Source organism: Pseudorhizobium marinum (assembly GCF_000705355.1).
Classification (GTDB): domain Bacteria; phylum Pseudomonadota; class Alphaproteobacteria; order Rhizobiales; family Rhizobiaceae; genus Neorhizobium; species Neorhizobium pelagicum.
The window spans coordinates 213,335-232,146 of sequence record NZ_JMQK01000008.1 but is presented as its reverse complement, the minus strand read 5'-3'; the positions used below and the strand labels follow the sequence as shown (position 1 = coordinate 232,146).

At 66.1% G+C, this 18,812-nt stretch carries 16 protein-coding genes; 8 read left to right on the top strand and 8 right to left on the bottom strand.

The features are described 5' to 3' along the window. Window positions 1-374 precede the first annotated feature (374 nt). Both EO99_RS27815 and EO99_RS27810 read left to right on the top strand, forming a co-directional pair. Window positions 375-731 carry a hypothetical protein gene (locus tag EO99_RS27815; protein WP_051679818.1) on the top strand — a complete coding sequence of 119 codons (357 nt, stop codon included), beginning with the start codon at window positions 375-377 and terminating at the stop codon, window positions 729-731. After that, window positions 728-1,327, top strand: coding sequence for a DedA family protein (locus EO99_RS27810; protein WP_029618875.1), 600 nt, complete (start codon window positions 728-730; stop codon window positions 1,325-1,327). Before EO99_RS27815 ends, EO99_RS27810 begins: the two co-directional genes overlap by 4 nt. Here EO99_RS27810 and EO99_RS0111945 read toward each other — a convergent pair whose 3' ends face one another. Further along, complete coding sequence (locus EO99_RS0111945; RefSeq protein WP_029618874.1) at window positions 1,328-4,486, bottom strand: efflux RND transporter permease subunit; 3,159 nt, start codon at window positions 4,484-4,486, stop codon at window positions 1,328-1,330. Then, a complete protein-coding gene (locus EO99_RS0111940; RefSeq protein ID WP_029618873.1) occupies window positions 4,483-5,652 on the bottom strand; it encodes an efflux RND transporter periplasmic adaptor subunit in 1,170 nt (389 codons plus the stop codon). The genes EO99_RS0111945 and EO99_RS0111940 overlap by 4 nt, the downstream gene beginning before the upstream one ends. A 284-nt stretch (window positions 5,653-5,936) precedes the next feature. Here EO99_RS0111940 and EO99_RS0111935 point away from each other — a divergent pair, with 284 nt between their 5' ends. Continuing rightward, window positions 5,937-8,438, top strand: coding sequence for an ATP-dependent helicase (locus EO99_RS0111935; RefSeq protein WP_029618872.1), 2,502 nt, complete (start codon window positions 5,937-5,939; stop codon window positions 8,436-8,438). A gap of 6 nt (window positions 8,439-8,444) precedes the next feature. Here the strand turns inward: EO99_RS0111935 and EO99_RS0111930 are convergent, their stop codons facing one another. The 3 genes from EO99_RS0111930 to EO99_RS0111920 all read right to left on the bottom strand — a co-directional run bounded on the left by EO99_RS0111930 (window position 8,445) and on the right by EO99_RS0111920 (window position 9,490). Further along, complete coding sequence (locus tag EO99_RS0111930) at window positions 8,445-8,738, bottom strand: type II toxin-antitoxin system RelE/ParE family toxin (RefSeq protein ID WP_029618871.1); 294 nt, start codon at window positions 8,736-8,738, stop codon at window positions 8,445-8,447. A gap of 2 nt (window positions 8,739-8,740) precedes the next feature. After that, window positions 8,741-8,989 (bottom strand): type II toxin-antitoxin system ParD family antitoxin, encoded by a 249-nt coding sequence (locus tag EO99_RS0111925; protein WP_029618870.1) that lies wholly within the window; start codon window positions 8,987-8,989, stop codon window positions 8,741-8,743. A gap of 81 nt (window positions 8,990-9,070) precedes the next feature. Continuing rightward, entirely contained in the window at window positions 9,071-9,490 is a 420-nt protein-coding gene (locus EO99_RS0111920; protein ID WP_051679817.1) for a winged helix-turn-helix transcriptional regulator, read from the bottom strand. Between the two features lie 104 nt (window positions 9,491-9,594). Here EO99_RS0111920 and EO99_RS0111915 point away from each other — a divergent pair, with 104 nt between their 5' ends. The 3 genes from EO99_RS0111915 to EO99_RS0111905 all read left to right on the top strand — a co-directional run bounded on the left by EO99_RS0111915 (window position 9,595) and on the right by EO99_RS0111905 (window position 12,697). Further along, window positions 9,595-10,353, top strand: coding sequence for an SDR family oxidoreductase (locus EO99_RS0111915; RefSeq protein ID WP_029618868.1), 759 nt, complete (start codon window positions 9,595-9,597; stop codon window positions 10,351-10,353). Window positions 10,354-10,473: 120 nt separating this feature from the next. Further along, on the top strand, window positions 10,474-11,475 hold the full coding sequence (locus EO99_RS0111910) for a zinc-dependent alcohol dehydrogenase family protein (RefSeq protein ID WP_029618867.1): 1,002 nt from the start codon (window positions 10,474-10,476) through the stop codon (window positions 11,473-11,475). Window positions 11,476-11,551: 76 nt separating this feature from the next. Beyond that, window positions 11,552-12,697: an amidohydrolase gene (locus tag EO99_RS0111905; RefSeq protein ID WP_029618866.1), complete on the top strand. Its 1,146-nt coding sequence runs from the start codon at window positions 11,552-11,554 to the stop codon at window positions 12,695-12,697. A gap of 25 nt (window positions 12,698-12,722) precedes the next feature. Here the strand turns inward: EO99_RS0111905 and EO99_RS26270 are convergent, their stop codons facing one another. The 3 genes from EO99_RS26270 to EO99_RS0111890 all read right to left on the bottom strand — a co-directional run bounded on the left by EO99_RS26270 (window position 12,723) and on the right by EO99_RS0111890 (window position 17,173). Then, window positions 12,723-14,063, bottom strand: coding sequence for a DUF2778 domain-containing protein (locus EO99_RS26270; protein ID WP_235776807.1), 1,341 nt, complete (start codon window positions 14,061-14,063; stop codon window positions 12,723-12,725). Window positions 14,064-14,332: 269 nt separating this feature from the next. Beyond that, complete coding sequence (locus EO99_RS0111895; protein WP_037111686.1) at window positions 14,333-15,556, bottom strand: YeeE/YedE family protein; 1,224 nt, start codon at window positions 15,554-15,556, stop codon at window positions 14,333-14,335. Between the two features lie 234 nt (window positions 15,557-15,790). After that, window positions 15,791-17,173: a DUF2254 domain-containing protein gene (locus tag EO99_RS0111890; RefSeq protein WP_162179305.1), complete on the bottom strand. Its 1,383-nt coding sequence runs from the start codon at window positions 17,171-17,173 to the stop codon at window positions 15,791-15,793. 185 nt (window positions 17,174-17,358) lie between these two features. Between EO99_RS0111890 and pncA the strand changes: the two genes are divergently transcribed. After that, window positions 17,359-17,985 (top strand): bifunctional nicotinamidase/pyrazinamidase, encoded by a 627-nt coding sequence (gene pncA / locus EO99_RS0111885; RefSeq protein WP_029618862.1) that lies wholly within the window; start codon window positions 17,359-17,361, stop codon window positions 17,983-17,985. A gap of 107 nt (window positions 17,986-18,092) precedes the next feature. Then, on the top strand, window positions 18,093-18,812 hold the full coding sequence (locus tag EO99_RS0111880; RefSeq protein WP_029618861.1) for an AzlC family ABC transporter permease: 720 nt from the start codon (window positions 18,093-18,095) through the stop codon (window positions 18,810-18,812).

The following is an 18,812-nucleotide window of genomic DNA, read 5'->3' as shown; positions in this document are numbered from 1 at the left end:
ACCATTTTCCGCGAACCCCGAGGATGGAGACTTACGTCGTTTCTCCACCACCGGCGCCGGCCCCACCTCGCCGGCACGCCTGCCGGTGTATCCGAGAGCGGAACGGGGGGATTATGGGCATGGGTTTGCGGGAGGTGAATCTGGATGGGGGTAAGTGGTTGATTTTTGGTGGGTGGGGTGCGTTTTTTTGGTGGGGCGCCGCAGATGCGCTTGATCCTGAGGCGGACGGGCGAAGCTGGACTCGCCAAGGATCGGCTTGCGGTGCGGCCCGCCCTGGCCGCCTCGGGTGATGGCGAGCGGCGTCCCCGCATCCGGACAGATCGACAACAGGCAGCCGTCCGTGGCAGGTTGGCGGCACATCGAGAGAACGTCACGTGACCACACGACATCCCCGCAGGGTTCTATTCGCCCTTGCCATCGCCTTTGCCGCTGCACTGGGTGCCGCGGGTTTCTTTGCGGTGCGGTTCGCAGTCCATGCAACCTACTGGTCCGCCCATCGTCTGGAGCCCATCGAGGACTGGATGTGGATCGGCTATGTCGCCCATTCGCACGATGTACCGCCGCAAATCCTCCAGGAGGCGATCGGCCTGCCGGTGGGACAGCCGGACCGCCGTCCGCTGGCGGATATCGCCAAGGACCAGGGCAGAGCTTTCGCAGACGTCAGGGCAGATCTCGAGCGGGCGATCGCCGCCGACACGGCGAAGCGCCCGAACGGCGAGGCCGCAAGGTGACGGATCAGCTTCTCCAGTTCGTCAACACGGGAGGGAGCCTCGCTCTCGCGCTGATCCTGATGGCGAGCTGTCTTGCCGTTCCCGTTCCCGCCGCCCTGGTGATGATGGCCGTCGGCTCCCTGGTGGACCAGGGGGAGATCGAGGCCCTGCCCTTCTTCCTTGCCGGTCTGGCCGGCTCGGTCGTCGGCGACCAGCTCGGCTACCTGATCGGTCACACCGGCCGGTCAAGGGTCAGGGCGAGCACGGAGCAAGGCTGGCTTGCCGCAACCCTCCAGAAGGCGGAGCGCTTCGAGACCCGCTGGGGGGATCTCGGAATCTTCCTGAGCCGCTGGCTGCTCAGCCCCATGGGACCGTGGATCAATCTGGTGGCGGGCATGACCGGCTATTCCTGGGCCCGGTTCTCGCTCTTTGGGCTTCTCGGGGAAGCGGTCTGGGTCGCAGGCTACCTCGCCCTCGGCGTGACCTTCAGCCGAAGCGTGGAAATGTTGTCGGAGTTGCTGGGCAGCCTGACGTGGTTCATCGTGTCCGCGCTCGTTGCCGGCATCCTGGGCTGGAAGCTGTTTACCCTCGCAAGGACGCGCAGGCGTCGGCGGTAGTCACTCCGCCGCCAGCAGCGGCCGCTCGTCTTCGTTCGCCTGCCGCTGGCGGGCAACCGCCAGCTCCGCGTGGAAGCGCTGCTCCTCATGCACATGCGGCTTGGAGAAGCGGGCGAGCAGCAGATAGGCGACGGGGGTGATGTAGAGGGTGACGAGCGTCGCCATGCCGAGACCGCCGACGATGACCCAGCCGAGCGCGATGCGGGCCTCGGCGCCGGCGCCCTGGGCCAGCACCAGCGGCAGGCCGCCGATCACGGTCGCGATCATCGTCATCATCACCGGACGCAGGCGCACGCTGCAGGCATTCTCGATCGCCTCGCGCACGCCCTCGCCGCGGTCGCGCAGCTGGTTGGCGAACTCGACGATCAGGATGCCGTTCTTCGCCATCACCCCGACCAGCAGCACGAGCCCGATCTGGCTGTAGACGTTGAGGCTGGAGCCCGTGATCACCAGGGCAAACACGGCGCAGGCAAGCCCCAGCGGCACCGTCGACATGATGATCAGCGCCGAGATGACGCTTTCGAACTGCGCCGCCAGCACCAGGAAGATGATGGCGATCGCAAAGCCGAAGGTCAGCAGCATGCCGTTCGAGTTCTCGTCGAGCGTCGCCGCCTCGGCAAGCGGCATCAGCCGGGCGCCCGCCGGAAGAAGCGGCGCGGCAAGCTCGGTGGCGACCTGGACCGCCTGGCCGAGCGACACGCCGTCGCGCAGGTTGGCCGAGAAGGAGACGGCGGCAAGCTGGTCTTCGCGGTTCAATTCCGGCGCAACCGCCACCTCTTCCAGGGTCGCGACCGTCGACATCGGCACCATGCGGCCGTCCTGTGCCTTCAGGAAAATGTTCTCCAGATCCGTCGGATCGTCGATCGGGCGCGTCGTCGAGGCGAGCTTCACCGGGATCGCCTCGCCGTCGACGAAGACGTCGACGATCGACCGGCCCTCGAGCAGCGCCTGCAGCGATGTGCCGAGGCTGGTGATGTCGATGCCGAGATCGGAGGCCCGCTCGCGGTTGATGCTGACGGAAATCTGCGCCTGGGTCGGCTCGTCGTTGAGACGCGGCGTCTCGAAGAGGCCGCTGTCGCGCAGGGCATCGACCAGCTTGATCGTCGCTTCGGTGAGCTGTTCGTGCGTGGAGCCGACCATGGCCATCTGCAGGCCGTTGCCGGCGCCGCGGATGCGCAGGCTGTTCTGCTGGATGGCAAAGCCGCGCAGCGCCGGCACTTCGGCGGCGGCCGCATTGATGTCCTGGACGATCTCGTTCTGGCTGCGCTCCCGCTCGCCCCAGGGCGCCAGCGTCAGCACCATGAAGCCGCTGTTGGTGGAGCTGCCGAAGCCGGAGATGGAGAAGACGTTGGAGACCTCGCCCGAATCCACCAGCGGCTGCAGCCTCTCCTCGATCTGCTGCAGCTTGTCGCGGGTGTATTCGAGGCTGACGCCCTCCGGCGCGCTGGCACGCATCATCACCATGGCGCGGTCTTCCTGCGGCGTCAGCTCGCTCTGGACCTGGGTGAAGGCGAGGTAGGCGGCGGCCGAGACGATGATCGACACGACGATCACCACCGCCGGCGCGTTGAGGCAGACGCGCAGCGTGACGCGGTAGAGTTCGGCGACCCTGGTGCCGAAGCGCCCGAGCGCCCCGTGATCTTCCTTCATCGGCTTCGTCAGCATGCGCGAGGCGAGCATCGGGCAGAGCGTCAGCGCCGTCACCGACGACAGCGCCACGGCGAAGGCCAGCACGAAGCCGAACTCGCGGAACAGGCCGCCCATCTGGCCGGGAAGGAAGGACAGAGGAATGAAGACGGCGGCAAGCGTCGCCGTGGTCGCCAGCACAGCGAAGAACACCTCCTGCGTGCCGAGTACGGCGGCCGCCCGCGGTCCCATGCCTTCGGATCGTCGTCGCACGATGTTTTCCAGCACCACGATGGCATCGTCGACGACGAGACCGGTGGCGAGAACGATGGCAAGCAGCGTCAGGATGTTGATCGAGAAGCCGACCAGATAGACGGCGACCAGCGTGCCGATCAGGGCGACCGGCATGGTCAGCGCCGGAATGAGCGTCGCCCGCCAGTCGCGCAGGAAGAGGAAGATGACGGCGATCACGACGGTGCCGGAGATCGCCAGCGCGATCTCCACCTCGTGCAGCGCGCCGTCGATGAAGACGGCGTCATTGCTGGTGATGGCCAGCCGCGTGCCTTCCGGAAGCGTTCCGGCAAGATCGGCAACGGCCGCCTCGACGCCCTGCGAGATGCTGAGCGTGTTGGACTGGGCCTGTCGCAGGATGCCGAGGCCGACGCCCTGCACGCCGTTGGAGCGCAGCGCCGTGGTGCCGTCGTCGGCGCCGAGCATGACGGTGGCGACGTCGCGCAGCCTGATGTTGTCGCGCAGCAGGACGTTCTCGAAGTCTTCCGGCGTCGTCAGATTGGCGGTGGCGCGCACGACGATGTCCTGGGTGCTGGATTCCAGCGACCCGGCCGGCACGTCGAGGGCCGCCGTGGACAGCGCCTCCGACACATCCGCGACCGTCAGGCCGCGGCTGGCGAGAGCGCCCTGGTCGACGTCGATGCGGAAGACCTTCTCCTGGTCACCGTAGAGTTCCACGTCGGCCACGCCTTCCACGGCCGCGAGGCGGTCGGAGATCTCGTTGTCGACGAGCAGCGTCAGGTCTTCCATGCTGAGCGTGGTGGAGGTGACGGCAAGCCGCATGATCGGCTGCGAGTCGGAATCCGCCTTGATGATGCGCGGTTCGTCGACATCGTCGGGAAGCTGGTTGGTGACCCGGCCGAGCGCATCGCGCACGTCGTTGGCGGCTACGGCCAGATCGGCGGTATCGTTGAACTCGAGGGTGACGCGGCTGGAGCCGAACTGCGAGGAGGACGAGATCTTGCTGAGGCCGCTGACGCGGGCGACCGCGCCCTCGATGATCTCGGTGACCTCCTGGTCCATGGTCTGGGCGGAGGCACCGTCGTAATCGGTGCGCACGGTGATGACCGGCTGGTCGACGTCCGGCAGTTCGCGCACCTCGATGCCGAAGAGCGCGGCAAGGCCGGCGACGACGAGCAGCGTGTTGAGGACCGCGGCCAGGATAGGCCGGCGCACGAAGAGTGCGGTAAAGGTCTGCGAGGAATCGCCCTGCGTGGGGTTCTGCGTCTCGTCCTGGCTCATTTGCTGGCGACCTCCGGTGCCGGCTGGCCGGCAATGCGCACGGTGCCACCTTCCCGCACGCGCTGCAGGCCCTCGGTCACGACGCTGTCGCCTTCGGCAAGTTCGGCCTCCACGAGCACCAGATCCGGATTGCGCTGGATGATGCGAACGCGCGTCTTCATCGACTTGTCCTCGCGAACCTGCCAGACGAAGGAGCCCTGGCTGTCCCACTGCACCGCCAGCGGATCGACGGCGGGGAAGCGCTCGCCTTCGAAGCGCATGGTGACGTTGAACGACATGCCGGCGCGCAGCGCGTCGTCGCCGTTCGGGATCTTGGCGCGGATGCGGATCGTGCGGCTGGCGGGATCGACGCGGTTGTCGACGGCCTCGACCGTGCCGTTGAACACCTCGCCCGGCCGCGACACCGAGCTCGCCTCGACCGGCATGCCGGGCTTCACGGCAACGGCGAAGCGCTCCGGCGCCCAGAAGTCGACGAGCAGCTCCGAACGATTGTCGATCGACACGACATTGCTGGTGGTGGTGACGTTGTCGCCGATATTGACCGCGACGATGCCGACGATGCCGTCGATCGGCGCGACGATCGACCGGCGATTCAGGGCAAGCTCGGCATTGGTCAGATCGAGCTGCGCGGTTTCCTCGGCGATCTGGGCGTCGAGCACTTCCAGACGCGAGAAGCTGCGGGCATTGCGGTAGGAGGAGGCCTTTTCGCTGGCACTGCGCAGGAGGACCTGCGCCTGGTCGCGCAGGATGGTCTGCTCGTCGTCGTCGAGGCGAGCCAGGACCTGCCCCTTCGTCACGCGGTCGCCGGAGGAGACCATGATCTCCTCGATCGTGCCGGTGGCCTGCGGCATCACCACGACGGACTGGATCGCCTCGCCGTCGCCGATGGCGCTCAGCCGGTCGTTGACGGTGCCGATCTCGACCGGGCGCGTGGCAATCAGCGTCCCCTGCCCGCCCCCCTGTCTGCGGCCGGCCTGGCCGCCGCGGGGCGCGCCCTCGCCCTCGGCGGGCGCACTGGCCGTTTCCGGGCGGACGGCGGCGATCCAGGTGGCCGGCACGCCGGCCTTCGCCAGCGTATCGCCGGCGCTCGGCACCAGATAGACCCAGAGACAGAGGGCTCCGACGAGAAGGACGATACTCAGCAGGAGCTGTTTCCAAATGCGCATGAAGGTCTCCGGTGGAGGGCCCGGGGGCCGAAAATCAATTGGCGAAAATTACTGGTTGCGGGATTATACATGCAATACCCGGGCCGCATCCTTACGGATTTGTAACGTCGCGACATTTCACGCAAATGTCAGCGTCGCCGACCACTGCATGCAGCCGACATAGGCAGCCGGCAGCGGAAGGACAGAGGCGATCCGCCCGCTTTTTGACCACCGATAGGGCGCGACTGGAATGAAAGCAGAACATCTTTTCTGGCCTTTCGAGTCCGAATCACTACATTGGCCGCATGAGTAACAGTTTCGACGATATTCCGTTCTTCGACGAGGAGCCGGAACCCCGCCGCCCGTCGCAGCCGGCCCCCTCGGCGTCCGCTGCCCCTGCTCCAGGTGGGTTGGGCATCGCCGCCCGCGCCATGGCCGCCCGCGACCAGAGCCGCAGCGTTCCCGACTATCTCTCCGGCCTCAACCCGGAACAGCGCGAGGCCGTCGAGGCGCTCGACGGTCCCGTGCTGGTGCTGGCCGGCGCCGGCACCGGCAAGACGCGCGTGCTGACCACCCGCATCGCCCATATCCTGGCCACCAACCGCGCCTATCCAAGCCAGATCCTCGCCGTCACCTTCACCAACAAGGCGGCGCGCGAGATGAAGGAGCGCATCGGCGTGCTCGTCGGGGGCGCCGTCGAGGGCATGCCGTGGCTCGGCACCTTCCACTCGATCGGCGTCAAGATCCTGCGCCGCCACGCGGAGCTCGCCGGCCTGCGCTCCGATTTCACCATTCTCGACACCGACGACGTGATCCGGCTGATCAAGCAGCTGATCCAGGCCGAGGGTCTGGACGACAAGCGCTGGCCGGCCCGCCAGTTCGCCGGCATGATCGACGGCTGGAAGAACAAGGGGCTGACGCCGAAGGACATTCCCGAAGGCGACGCGCGCGCCTTCGCCAACGGCAAGGGCCGCGAGCTCTATGCCGCCTATCAGGCGCGGCTGCGCACGCTGAACGCCTGCGATTTCGGCGATCTGCTACTGCATCCGATCGCCATCTTCCGCGCCCATCCGGATATCCTCAAGGAATACCACGGCCGCTTTCGCTACATCCTCGTCGACGAGTATCAGGACACCAACACCGCCCAGTACATGTGGCTGCGGCTGCTCGCCCAGCGGCCGAAGGATGTGCCGCAGAACGTCTGCTGCGTGGGCGACGACGACCAGTCGATCTACGGCTGGCGCGGCGCCGAGGTCGACAACATCCTGCGCTTCGAAAAGGATTTCCTGGGCGCCCGCGTCATCAAGCTGGAGCGCAACTACCGCTCGACCGAACACATCCTCGGCGCCGCCGGCCATCTGATCGCCCACAACGAGGGGCGTCTGGGCAAGACGCTGTTCACCGACCGGGTAAATCCGGACGACGAGAAGGTGCAGGTGCACGCCGCCTGGGACAGTGAAGAGGAAGCCCGCGCGCTCGGCGAGGAGATCGAGCGGCTGCAGCGCGGCGACGCCGACGGCAAGAAGCATGCGCTGAACGACATGGCGATCCTGGTGCGCGCCTCCTTCCAGATGCGCGAGTTCGAAGACCGCTTCGTGACGCTCGGCCTCAACTACCGCGTCATCGGCGGCCCGCGCTTCTACGAGCGGCTCGAGATCCGCGATGCCATGGCCTACTTCCGGCTCGTCTGCCAGCCGGCCGACGACCTCGCCTTCGAGCGCATCGTCAATACGCCGAAGCGCGGCCTGGGCGACACGACGATCCGCAATCTGCACGACTATGCCCGCGCCCGCGACATCCCGATGCTGGCGGCCGCGACCGACATCATCGAGACAGACGAGCTGAAGCCGAAGGCGCGCAAGGCGCTGTTCGACGTGATTCAAAGCTTCAGGAACTGGCAGGAAAGGCTTGAAAAGACTCCGCATGTCGAGCTTGCCGAGCAGATCCTCGAGGAGTCCGGCTACACCGACATGTGGAAGAACGACAAGTCGGCCGAAGCCCCCGGGCGGCTCGAAAACCTGAAGGAGCTGATCCGCTCCATGGAGGCCTTCGAGTCCATGCGCGGCTTCCTGGAGCATGTCTCGCTGGTGATGGACGCCGAGCAGAACGAAGACCTCGACGCCGTCTCGATCATGACGCTGCATTCCGCCAAGGGCCTGGAGTTCGAGACCGTCTTCCTGCCCGGCTGGGAGGAAGGCCTGTTTCCGCACCAGCGGTCGCTCGACGAAGGCGGCCGCTCGGGGCTGGAGGAGGAACGTCGCCTCGCCTATGTCGGCATCACCCGCGCCAAGCGCCGCTGCCATATCTGGTTCGTCTCCAACCGCCGCATCCACGGTCTCTGGCAGTCGACGCTGCCGTCGCGCTTCCTCGACGAGCTGCCGCAGGCCCATGTCGACGTCGCCGCCTCCGACACGAGCTACGGCGGCTATGGCGGCGGTCGCGGCGGCTACGGTCAGTCGCGCTTCGACAAGGCCGAGCCCTTTGCCAACAGCTATGGCACCCCCGGCTGGAAACGCGCCCAGGCCAACAAGACCGATGCCACCCGCGACAACTGGGGCTCGCGCTCCGGCCACGCGGTGGAGCGCATTGGCTATGGCGAGAGCGGCCCGCGCGGGCGCACCATCGACGGCGAGCTGGTGGCCAAATCCGTGGCCGACACCCCGTCGAAATTCACCCTCGGCGACCGCGTCTTCCACATCAAGTTCGGCAACGGCAATGTGGTGACGATCGAAGGCAACAAGCTGACGATCGATTTCGACAAGGCCGGGCAGAAGCGGGTGCTGGACGGGTTCGTGGAGAAGGTGTGAGGGGGATCACGTCTCCTCGCTATCCCAGTTCTCATGTGCGTGCCGTACGCGAAGCACAAGAACCTCGCCATCATCTTCGATCAGGTAGACGACGAGATGCGCCTTGAACGGCTGTATGCGGACCGGCGGGACGATCTCACGACGCTCCCGCGCCATGTGCGGATGGTCGGCGATCAGCGCCATCAGCGTGAAAAGTTCCTGGTGATAGCGCTTAGCCTGAGCCTCGCCGAAGGATAGGATGCCGTGTTCGGCAATACGGACGATGTCTTCTTCCGCCTCGAGAGAAAGGCGGAAGCCCACGATCAGCGCCCCGTGCCTTGAGCCCGCGTCTTCGCCTCATCGAACAATGCGGCCGCCGAGCGGCCCCCAAGGCCGCTTGCCAGGCCTTCATCGACCAGCCGTTGCATGGCGGCGACCTTTTCGGACCGCTCCTGATCGCGTCGGATCAAGTCGCGGACATAATCGCTCACGTTCGAATAGCCGCCGGATCGTGCCTGGTCCTCGGCCCAATCCTTCATTTTCTCCGGAAGGGATACGTTCATCGTCGCCATGGCGGGACACCTCGTCTGTTACGGATGATGGCAAAGTTTGTAACCTGTGGCAACGCTCTGGCTTGTGGGCAACGATAGCTGTCAGCCCCTTCCCGTCCGCGCCGCAAACGCCGTCCGTGCCGCCTCGATCGTCGCGTGGTGCTTCTCCGCCCAGATCCAGACGCCGCAGAAGGCCTCGCCGAGGCTGTGGCCGAGGTCGGTCAGCGTATAGTCCACATGCGGCGGGATGACCGGGTGGACGGTGCGTGAGACGAGGCCGTCGCGCTCCATGTCGCGCAGCGTCTTCGTCAGCATCTTCTGGCTGATGCCGCCGACATGCCGGCCCACCTCCGTGAAGCGCAGCGTGCCCTGTTCCTCCAGCACCTCGAGGATCAGCATGGTCCATTTGTCGGCGACCTGGCCGATGATGCCGCGCACCAGCGCCTCGATCGCCGGATCGATCTCGTCGGGAATCCCGCGGCTTGGATCAGACGTTTTTTCGGCCGCAATCGCTTGGCTCACAGACACTCTCCTTCGGGTACGTATGGAACTCTTAAGTGCCTTCTTTCGAAAGGTAAGCATGCGCCATATCTTCTCTCCAGACAAGCAGCGAGAGGACGACACGCATGCAGACGACAGGCAATACCATTCTCATCACCGGCGGCGGTTCCGGCATCGGCCGGGCGCTGGCGGAAGCCTTCCACCAACTCGGCAACCAGGTGATCATCTCCGGCCGCCGGCAGGAGGCCCTGGCCGAAGTGACGGCCGCCAATCCCGGAATGGCGGCGCTGACCGTCGACATGATGGACGCGGACAGCATCAAGGCCTTCGCCGATGAAGCGACCACGCAACATCCCGGCATCAATGTCGTCATCCACAATGCCGGCATCATGAAGCGCGAGACGCTTGCGGATGCGCCGGACTTCCTGGCGACGGCGGAAGACACGATCGCCACCAATCTGCTCGGCCCGATCCGGCTGACGGCTGCCCTGCTGCCGCATCTCCTGAAGCAGAAGGACGCGGCGATCCTCACCGTCTCCTCCGGCCTCGCCTTCGTGCCGATGGCCGCGACGCCCACCTATTCCGCCACCAAGGCGGCCATCCATTCCTACTCGATGGGACTGCGCCGCCAGCTGGCAGAGACGCCGGTGCAGATGATCGAGATCGTGCCGCCCTACGTGCAGACAACGCTGATGGGCGACCGCCAGGCGAATGACCCGACAGCCATGCCGCTCACGGACTTCATCACCGAGGTGATGGACATCCTGACGAACCAGCCGGATGCGCAAGAGGTCGTGGTCGAGCGCTGCAAGCCGCTGCGCTATGCGGCCGAAACCGGCAACCTCGACAAGATGTTCGAGATCGTCAGCGGCCTCAACCACTGAGGCCGCCGGCATCGGCTCGGACACCTGCGAGGGGTGCTGGCGAGATTTCGCGGCGCCCCTTGTCCATCTCCGCCCCGCCTCCTAGGTGTGGCCTCCACCCCCAAGACTGAGGACCTCCCCATGAAAGCCATCGTCACCGCCCCGGGCGGACTGAACGCCCTGAAGCTCGTCGACCTGCCCGATCCGGGCCAGCCGGGGCCGGGCGAAATCCGCGTCGCCCTGCACGCCAGCTCGATCAACTTCCACGACTACAGCGTGGCGAGCGGCAAGATGCCGAGCGACGGGCGCGTGCTGATGGCCGACGGCGCCGGCGTGGTGGAATCCGTCGGCGACGGCGTCAGCGAATTTGCCCCGGGTGATCATGTCGTCTCCGGCTTCTTCCCCGACTGGCAGGATGGACCGCCGGTCTCTGGCAATTTTTCCCGCGTCCCCGGCGACGGCATCGACGGTTTTGCGACCGAATACGCGGTGCGCCCGGCGACCGCCTTCACCCATGCGCCGAAGGGCTTTTCCCATGTCGAGGCGGCGACGATCACCACCGCGGGGCTGACGGCCTGGCGGGCGCTGGTGGAGCTCGGCGGGCTGAAGGCGGGTGACACGGTGCTGGCGCTCGGCACCGGCGGCGTCTCGATCTATGCCCTGCAGATCGCCCGCGCCATGGGCGCCCGCGTCGCCATCACCTCCTCCTCGGACGAGAAGCTGGCGCGGGCCAGGGAACTGGGCGCGGAGTTCACGCTGAACTACAAGACGCATCAGGACTGGGGCAAGCAGGTGATGGACTGGACCGGCGGCCGCGGCGTCGATCACGTGGTCGAGGTCGGCGGTCCCGGCACGCTCGCGCAATCCATCCAGGCGGTGGCGCTGGGCGGCCGCATCACGATGATCGGCGTGCTCACCGGCGTCAGCGGCGAGGTGCCGACGGCAGCGCTGATGGGCAAGCAGGCGGTGCTTTCTGGCATCATCGTCGGCAGCCGCCGGCACCAGCAGGACTTTGTCCGCGCCCTCGACACCGGCATCTTCCGTCCGGTAATCGACCGCGTGTTCCCGTTGGAGCAACTCGCAGACGCCTTCCGCTACGAGGAGAGCGGCGCCCACTTCGGCAAGATCGGCATCGAATGGTAGGCTGACGCCAGCGCCCGGCTGCTTGCCTTGCCGGGCGCACCCCGTTACCTCTTTGCACCGGTAACGGAGGTGCCCCATGTTTCTCACCAATCACGACATCGTCGAGCTGACCGCCTGGCGGCAGAAGCTGCACGCCATGCCGGAGATCTCCGGCGAGGAGGTGGCGACCGCCGCCGAGGTGATTGCCTTCCTGGCCGAGACGGCGCCCGACAAGGTGCTCTCGGGCCTCGGCGACACCGGCGTTGCGGCCGTCTTCGACGGCGCCGAGCCGGGGCCGACGGTGCTCTTCCGCTGCGAGCTGGATGCGTTGCCGATCGAGGAAATCTCCGACATCCCGCATCGGTCGCGGCTCTCCGGCAAGGGCCATATGTGTGGCCACGATGGCCATACCGCGACGATCGCCGCACTTGCCCGAGGTTTTGCCAAGGCGCGTCCGAAGCGCGGACGCGTCGTGCTGCTGTTACAGCCGGCGGAGGAAACCGGCGCCGGCGCGGCGGCCGTGATTGCCGACCCGCGGTTCGCGGAGATCACGCCGGACTATTCCTTCTCGCTGCACAATTTGCCGGGGCTGCCGCTCGGGCATGTCTGGCTGAAGGAGGGCATCGCCAACTGCGCCTCGCGCGGGCTGAAGATCACGCTGACCGGCAAGACCGCGCATGCCTCCATGCCGGAAACCGGAGCCTCGCCGATGCGGGCGATCGCCGGGCTGATGCCGGCGCTGACGGATCTGAGCGGCGGCACCGTCGCCGGTGACGATCTGGTGCTGGCGACCGTCGGCCATGTCCGACTGGGCGAACCAGCCTTCGGCATCGCGCCTGGCTACGCGGAGCTCTGGGTGACGCTGCGCACCACGACCAACGACCAGATGCAGGCTCTGGTGGATGCCGCCGAGAAGCTGGCGCGGCAGGCGGCCGATGCCGGTGGGCTTTCGCTGGACACGAGCTATCACGAGGTCTTCAGCCACTGCGACAACCATCCCGATGCGGTGGAGAAGCTGCGCGCCGCGCTCGATGCGGAAGGAGTGGCCCATGAACCGGGCGAGGCGCTGCGCGCGTCGGAAGACTTCGGCCGCTTCGGCGCGGTCTCGCGCTCGGCGATGTTCTATCTCGGCGCCGGTGAGAAGCACCCGGCGCTCCACAATCCGGATTACGATTTCCCCGACGACCTGATCCCGATCGGCGCCCGCATCCTCATGCGCACGGCGCGCGACCTTCTCGGCTAGGAATCAGGCCCGAAACAGGGGCGGATCAGGCGCCCTTGCCGCCGAACAGCTTGACCAGCAGGTTGTCGTTCTTGCCCGGCAGGCGGCCGTTGTATTCCGGCACGATGACCATGTGGGTGATCTCGCCGCGGCGGAAGGCCGCCAGGAACTTGTCGTAGTTCTTGAAGGCGACGCAGCCATGCGAATCGCCGGGCCGCGAGCGCAGCAGATAGGTGTGCGCCAGAAGGCCGGTGCGGTTCTGCGGATGCTTTCCGTCCACGGACGTCAGGCGGATGGCGGCGACGCCGTGGAATAGCTTTTCGCGCATCGACAGCTTGTAGGTGCCGGGCGGCGTCGGGCCGTTCATCTTCACATGGGTGTATTTCGGGTTGTCGCGCATCTTGCCGATGCCGGAATGCGCTTCGAGCTTGGTGCCGTTCGGCATGTGTACGACGCCATTGGTGATATCGTAGATGGCCACCTTCTTGGTGCCCGGATTGGGAATTGGCGCGACCGGGGCAAGCGGCTTCACCGGATTGTCGGGACGGGCATAGGCCAGCACGGTGGAGGCAGGCTCTTCGGCCGCATCATCGGCCTGCGGCTTGGACAGTTTCGCAACCGCCATCGCCTCGAGCGCCTTGGCCGCGGTCTGCGGGCGTGTCCCCGGCAGCGGGCCTGCCATCGGCAGGCTGTCGTCCATCAGCGCCGCGATCTCGGCGGTGCGTCCGGCTTCCTCCGCCTCGATGGCGGCCAGTTCGACGGCGCTCTCGTCCGAGAGTGCCTCGTCCTGGGCAGGCTCGGTCGGGATGGAGGCTGTGGTAATCATGGCGAGTGCATCGCCGGCGGCAGGCTCGATGCGCGGGGCCAGCGCAACGACCTGGGTCATCGCCTCGCCGAGCATCTGCTTGACCACCTCGGCTTCCGGGCGAAGCTCCGCCAGGGCCTGGAATTTTTCTTCCTCGGCAGCCGAGGCGAAGGCAGCGCCCAAGGTGTCGGCCAGGGCCTGTTCGCCCGGGCGCTGCGCCAGGGCGGCAGCGAGACGCGCGCCCTCAAGCCGCTCGGCCTTCGGCGCCGCCGGCTGCTGGTAGAGGCGGGAGAACTTGTTGATCTTCAGCGAAAAGGGTTCGAGCGCCTGCGGCTCGGAGGTCTTTGCCGCATGGGCCGGCCTCAACGACAGCATCAGGTCGAACTGCGGCTTTTCCAGTGCCGAATGGCTGGGCGCAAAGCTGCTGACGGTGGTGGTGGCCGCAAAGATCCAGATGCCGCCGAGCGCGGCGGCGGCAAGTGCCATCTTGCCGGCGAAGGCGAAGCGGGACGGACGCTTCTTGCGCGGTGCCTGCTTCTGCGATGGAAATGCATTATCGAGCGTTTCGATCTCTAGCGCCATGATACTCGTTACCCGGTCATTCTGCCAAAGCCGCTGCTGCGACCATGTCCACATTCGTTGAACGGCGGCCCGTGAGCCTCATGCCGTCCGGCGATTGGATTAGAGAATGCCGAAATATGGTAACCAATATCTTTACACCCCGCCCGTGATTTGATGCTTCTCCTCTAGAGGGCAAACATGCGGGAAATTTAGCGGAAATGCGGCGCTGCCGTGTCGGGGGCCGAAAAAGTGGCCTCCCCGCACCACATGGGGCGCGGGGAACCAGAGTGCTAGCCATCCATGCGGCGGATGGCGCTCCGCTCCAGGAAGAACCAGGGACGCAGCTTGACACCGAGGATATTGCCGGCAAAGGCGGCCACCGCCCAGAGATAGCCGTGCAGGCTGCCCGAGGCGATGCCGGAGAAATAGGCGCCGATGTTGCAGCCATAGGCGATGCGGGCACCATAGCCGAGCAGCAGGCCACCGACGACGGCGGCGAGAATCGACCGCAGCGGGATGTCGAGGCTCGGAGCGAACTTTCCGGCAAGTGCTGCGGCCAGCATGGCACCGGCGATGATGCCGAAGTCCATGACCGAGGTGACGTCGGCAAAGACGCTTTCGGCGAGCGCCCTGGCGTTGCCGGGCGCCTGCCAGTAGGCCCAGGCCGTCGGATCGATGCCGATCAGTTGCGCACCCTTGGCACCCCAGAGCGCGAAAGCCGAGGTGATGCCCCACGGACGGCCGGCCAGCGACAGGGTCGCGAAGTTGAGGAGTGCCAGTGCCACGGCACCGGCCACCAGCGGCCAGGGACCGCGCAGATAGCGGGCAAGACCATGGCGCGGCGCTTCCGGCGGCTGTTCCAGCGCACCGTTGCGCTTCTTCTCGACGAGGACGGTGATCGCCGCGATGGCACCGAAGATCGCCAGCGACACGAGAATGCCGGCAACCGGGCCGAGACCCGTCAGCGACATTGGCGGCAGCGCCGGCAGGCTGGCCCACCAGTCGAAGTGGACGGTGGCCAGCACGGAGCCGACGATGAAGAAGAACAGCGTCACCAGCATGCGGGCATTGCCGCCGCCGGCGGTAAACAGCGTACCGGAGGCGCAGCCGCCGCCGAGCTGCATGCCGACGCCGAACATGAAGGCGCCGACGATCACGCCGGTGCCGGCCGGCGAGACGAAGCCGCTCACCTCATGGCCGAAGAGCGTGCCGCTCGACAGGAACGGGAAGAACAGGATGACGGTGAGCGCCAGCAGGATCATCTGCACGCGCAATCCCCTGCCCCGCCCATCCGCGATGAAGACCCGCCAGGCGGAGGTGAAGCCGAAGGCGGCGTGATAGAGCGAGATGCCGAGCGCGCCGCCGACGAGAAAGAGCGCACCATGGGCAGTGCCATAGGCGGCGCCAAGCGCCAGGGTGCCGAGGATGAGGACGGCGAGCGCCGCGAGGCCGGGCGCGCCGAGCGGTGGCAGGCTCCCGGCGCGCGGCTGGATAGATGTAGATGAAACGGACATGGGAGACTCCGGAAAGTTGTAAGCCGTATATGGGCCGCATCGCCGCCGGCTTCGAGGAACCCTGTTCTCCCTGCGGCGGTTCAGGCGGATATTGTTTGCGCCCAGACGCCCGTCGCGGGTCAGGCAGACTTCTGACGGTCCAAAACCCGGCGACGCGCAGCTTCCTGCGGAATTGCATCAGACGGGCGCCTGCAGTTTTGCCGAGGCAGGCGAGCCTCGCCACCGCAGATCGCGTCAGCGCCGCTCCTGGATGAGCCTCTGCCTTTGCCTGTTGATCGCGCTACGGGCGGCCTCTGCCCGGGCGTTGATCGCCTGCCGGTCGAAGTCCCCGATCGCGCTGCCGGCGTCCAGGGCCGCGTCCAGTTGCTCCTCCAGGACGTCGGCCTGCTCCGGAAGCCGGACATGGTCCGCGATGCGCAGAATGGCCTCGATCAGGTGCAGGATGACGAAGGGCTTGGAAGCCGCGTTCTGCCGGATCTGGTTGAACGCGGCGCCGACGACCGAAGCATAGGTCGAGCTCGGAACCACGATGCGTGCGCCTCCGTCTGCCCCGGTCACCACCGATTCCGGCAGCGCGCGCTTCATGAGATGCGCCAGACCCGCGGAGAGCTGCGCCAGCACCGCCGTTGCCGTATAGGGATCGTTGACCCCCGGCGACAATGCTCTCACCGCCATCTCCACCAGATGGCGGATGGCGAACTCCGGGTCCTGGGTGGAGGTTCGCCGCGAGCCCACGACGATCATCCGGCAAATGTGCTCCTGAAGTTCGGGCGTGCAGTTTCGGCCGGGACAGACCCCGATGCCACCGCCATCGGCGATGACATAGTCGCCGGGCCGAAACGAGAATGCGACAAGTACGTCGGCGTCCTCAGCGAGCTCCTTGAGCCCGTCCAGGTCGATGCTCTGGACGAAGCCGTCAGCACGCGGACCAAAGAAGGTGGCCTCACGCTCGAAATCCTCCGGCAGCGCCGCTGCCGTCTGCTGATTGCGATCCTCCGGCAGGTCATCCAGTTCCGCGACCATGTCGGCGACCTCCGTGCCGAGCCGCTTGATCAGAGTTTCCGAGACGATCGACCGCGCCAGAAAATGGAGGAAGGACACCAGGACAAGGACACTCACCAGCATCAGCAGAAGTCCGAGACTGACGCTCGGAAAGGGCTGCATCTTTTCCTCGGTGGTTGAGCCCACCGATCCGAGCTCGAGCAGACAGTAGACGGACGTCATGACGAAGGTCCCCAGCACGAACTGCGTGTGCGGGTTCGACATGAAGCTGCGGATCAGGCGCGGGCCGAACTGGTTGGCCGCCAGCGACAGGACGACCATGGTGATCGAAAACACCAGGCTGGTCATCGTGATCATCGACGACAGCAATGTCGAGAGGACATCCCTTGCCGCATCCGGCGTGCTGACGAAAATGAATCTCGGCATGCTGGCGGGGTCGGCGTCGGCCAGCTGGAAGTCAGCCCATGTGGCGGCCACGGCGATCGCGAGCGCCGCCAGCGCCATCAGGCTCGGCACCAGCCAGAAGCTGGTCCTGAGCTTCTCCCACACGACCTGAATCGCAGGATTGTGCCCGCCCAGATGCCCCCTGCCCATCATCGCTCGCGGAAATCTCATCGGAACTCTCTGGCTGGATCGCTGGACGCTGCAACCGGAGGGCACGGCGAAAGTTCCCAGCCGCTGCCGTGCCCCTTGCCAGCCCGTTTGTTTAGCGCCCATTCGCTGCTCCACACGCGGCAAGGGTTGTCCCGCGGGTCTGCCTCGGGTTTAATCAACCGGGTACGGACAAGGAGGAGCAGATCATGAAGGCCTTGCTGCTGGTCGACATCCAGAACGGCTTCTGCCCGGGCGGCAACCTGCCGGTGCCGGAGGGCGACAAGGTGGTGCCGGTGGCCAACCGCCTGATCGAGGAAGGCGGCTATGACGTGATCGTCGCTTCCCAGGACTGGCATCCCGCCAATCACGGCAGCTTTGCTTCGCAGCACCCCGGGAGGCAGCCCTTCGAGATGGGCGAGCTTTGCGGCCAGCCGCAGATGCTCTGGCCGGATCACTGCGTGCAGGGAACCGCCGATGCCGAATTCCATCCGGATCTCGACACCGATGCGGTCGACTACATCCAGCAGAAGGGCGAAAACCCGGCCATCGACAGCTATTCCGCGTTTCGCGACAACGACAAGGCGGCGATCACCGGCCTCGCGGGCTACCTTCGCGCGCAGCAGATCAAGGAACTCGACATCTGCGGCCTGGCGACCGACTACTGCGTCAGGTTCTCCGCCCTCGATGCCCTGGAGATGCTGCCCGGCGTGCAGATCTGCTTCATCGAGGATGCCAGCCGCGGCATCGATCCCAAGGCCGTGAAGGCGGCGATCGAGGAGATGCGGGAAAAGGGCATCGGCATCGTCAAGAGCCGGCAGATTCTCAAGGACTGAAGGCACGGCCGGTCGCGATGCTTCAGCGAAATCGATCCATCCATCAGCGCAATTGAATTGTGCCCTTCGCTGCACGCCCGTAAGGCTTGCGCGCAAGAAGGATTTCCATGAACCGCAGCGATTTCAAACAAGGCCTGAAGGGCGGTGCCATCATTGCCCTGTCGTCGGCACCTTTCGGGGTTCTCTTCGGGGCGGTGGCCATCGACAATGGCCTGAGCTTCCTCGAGACGCTGCTGATGAGCGCCACGGTCTACGCCGGGGCAAGCCAGCTGGTGGGCATCGAACTCTTCGGCCAGCGCGTCGAACCGTGGCTGGTGGTGCTGTCGGTCTTTGCCGTCAACTTCCGGCATATTCTCTATTCCGCCGCCATCGCGAAATTCGTCCGGCACTATACTCCACTGCAGAAGGCGCTCGCCTTCTTCCTGCTGGTCGATCCGCAGTTTGCCGAAGCCTTCCGGCGCGGCGAGAGCGGTCAGGGCGTCAGCTTCTCCTGGTATTTCGGCTTCGGCGCGGTGATCTACGTGTGCTGGAGTATTTCCACGATGATCGGCGCCTGGTTCGGGCGCATGATCGGCGATCCCGCCTCGATCGGGATAGACATCCTGCTGCCGGTCTATTTCCTCGGCATGGTGCTGGCCTTCCGCAGCCGCTGGGGCTTCTACCCCATCGTGCTGGCAAGCGCCGTCGCATCGATCGCGGCCTACCACACGGTCGGTTCCCCCTGGCATGTCAGCATTGGCGCAGCCGCCGGCGTGATCGTGGCCACCCTGCTGCCGCTGCCGGCAAAGCAGGAGCCCGATGCCGCGGTATCCGAGGCGGAGGGCTGA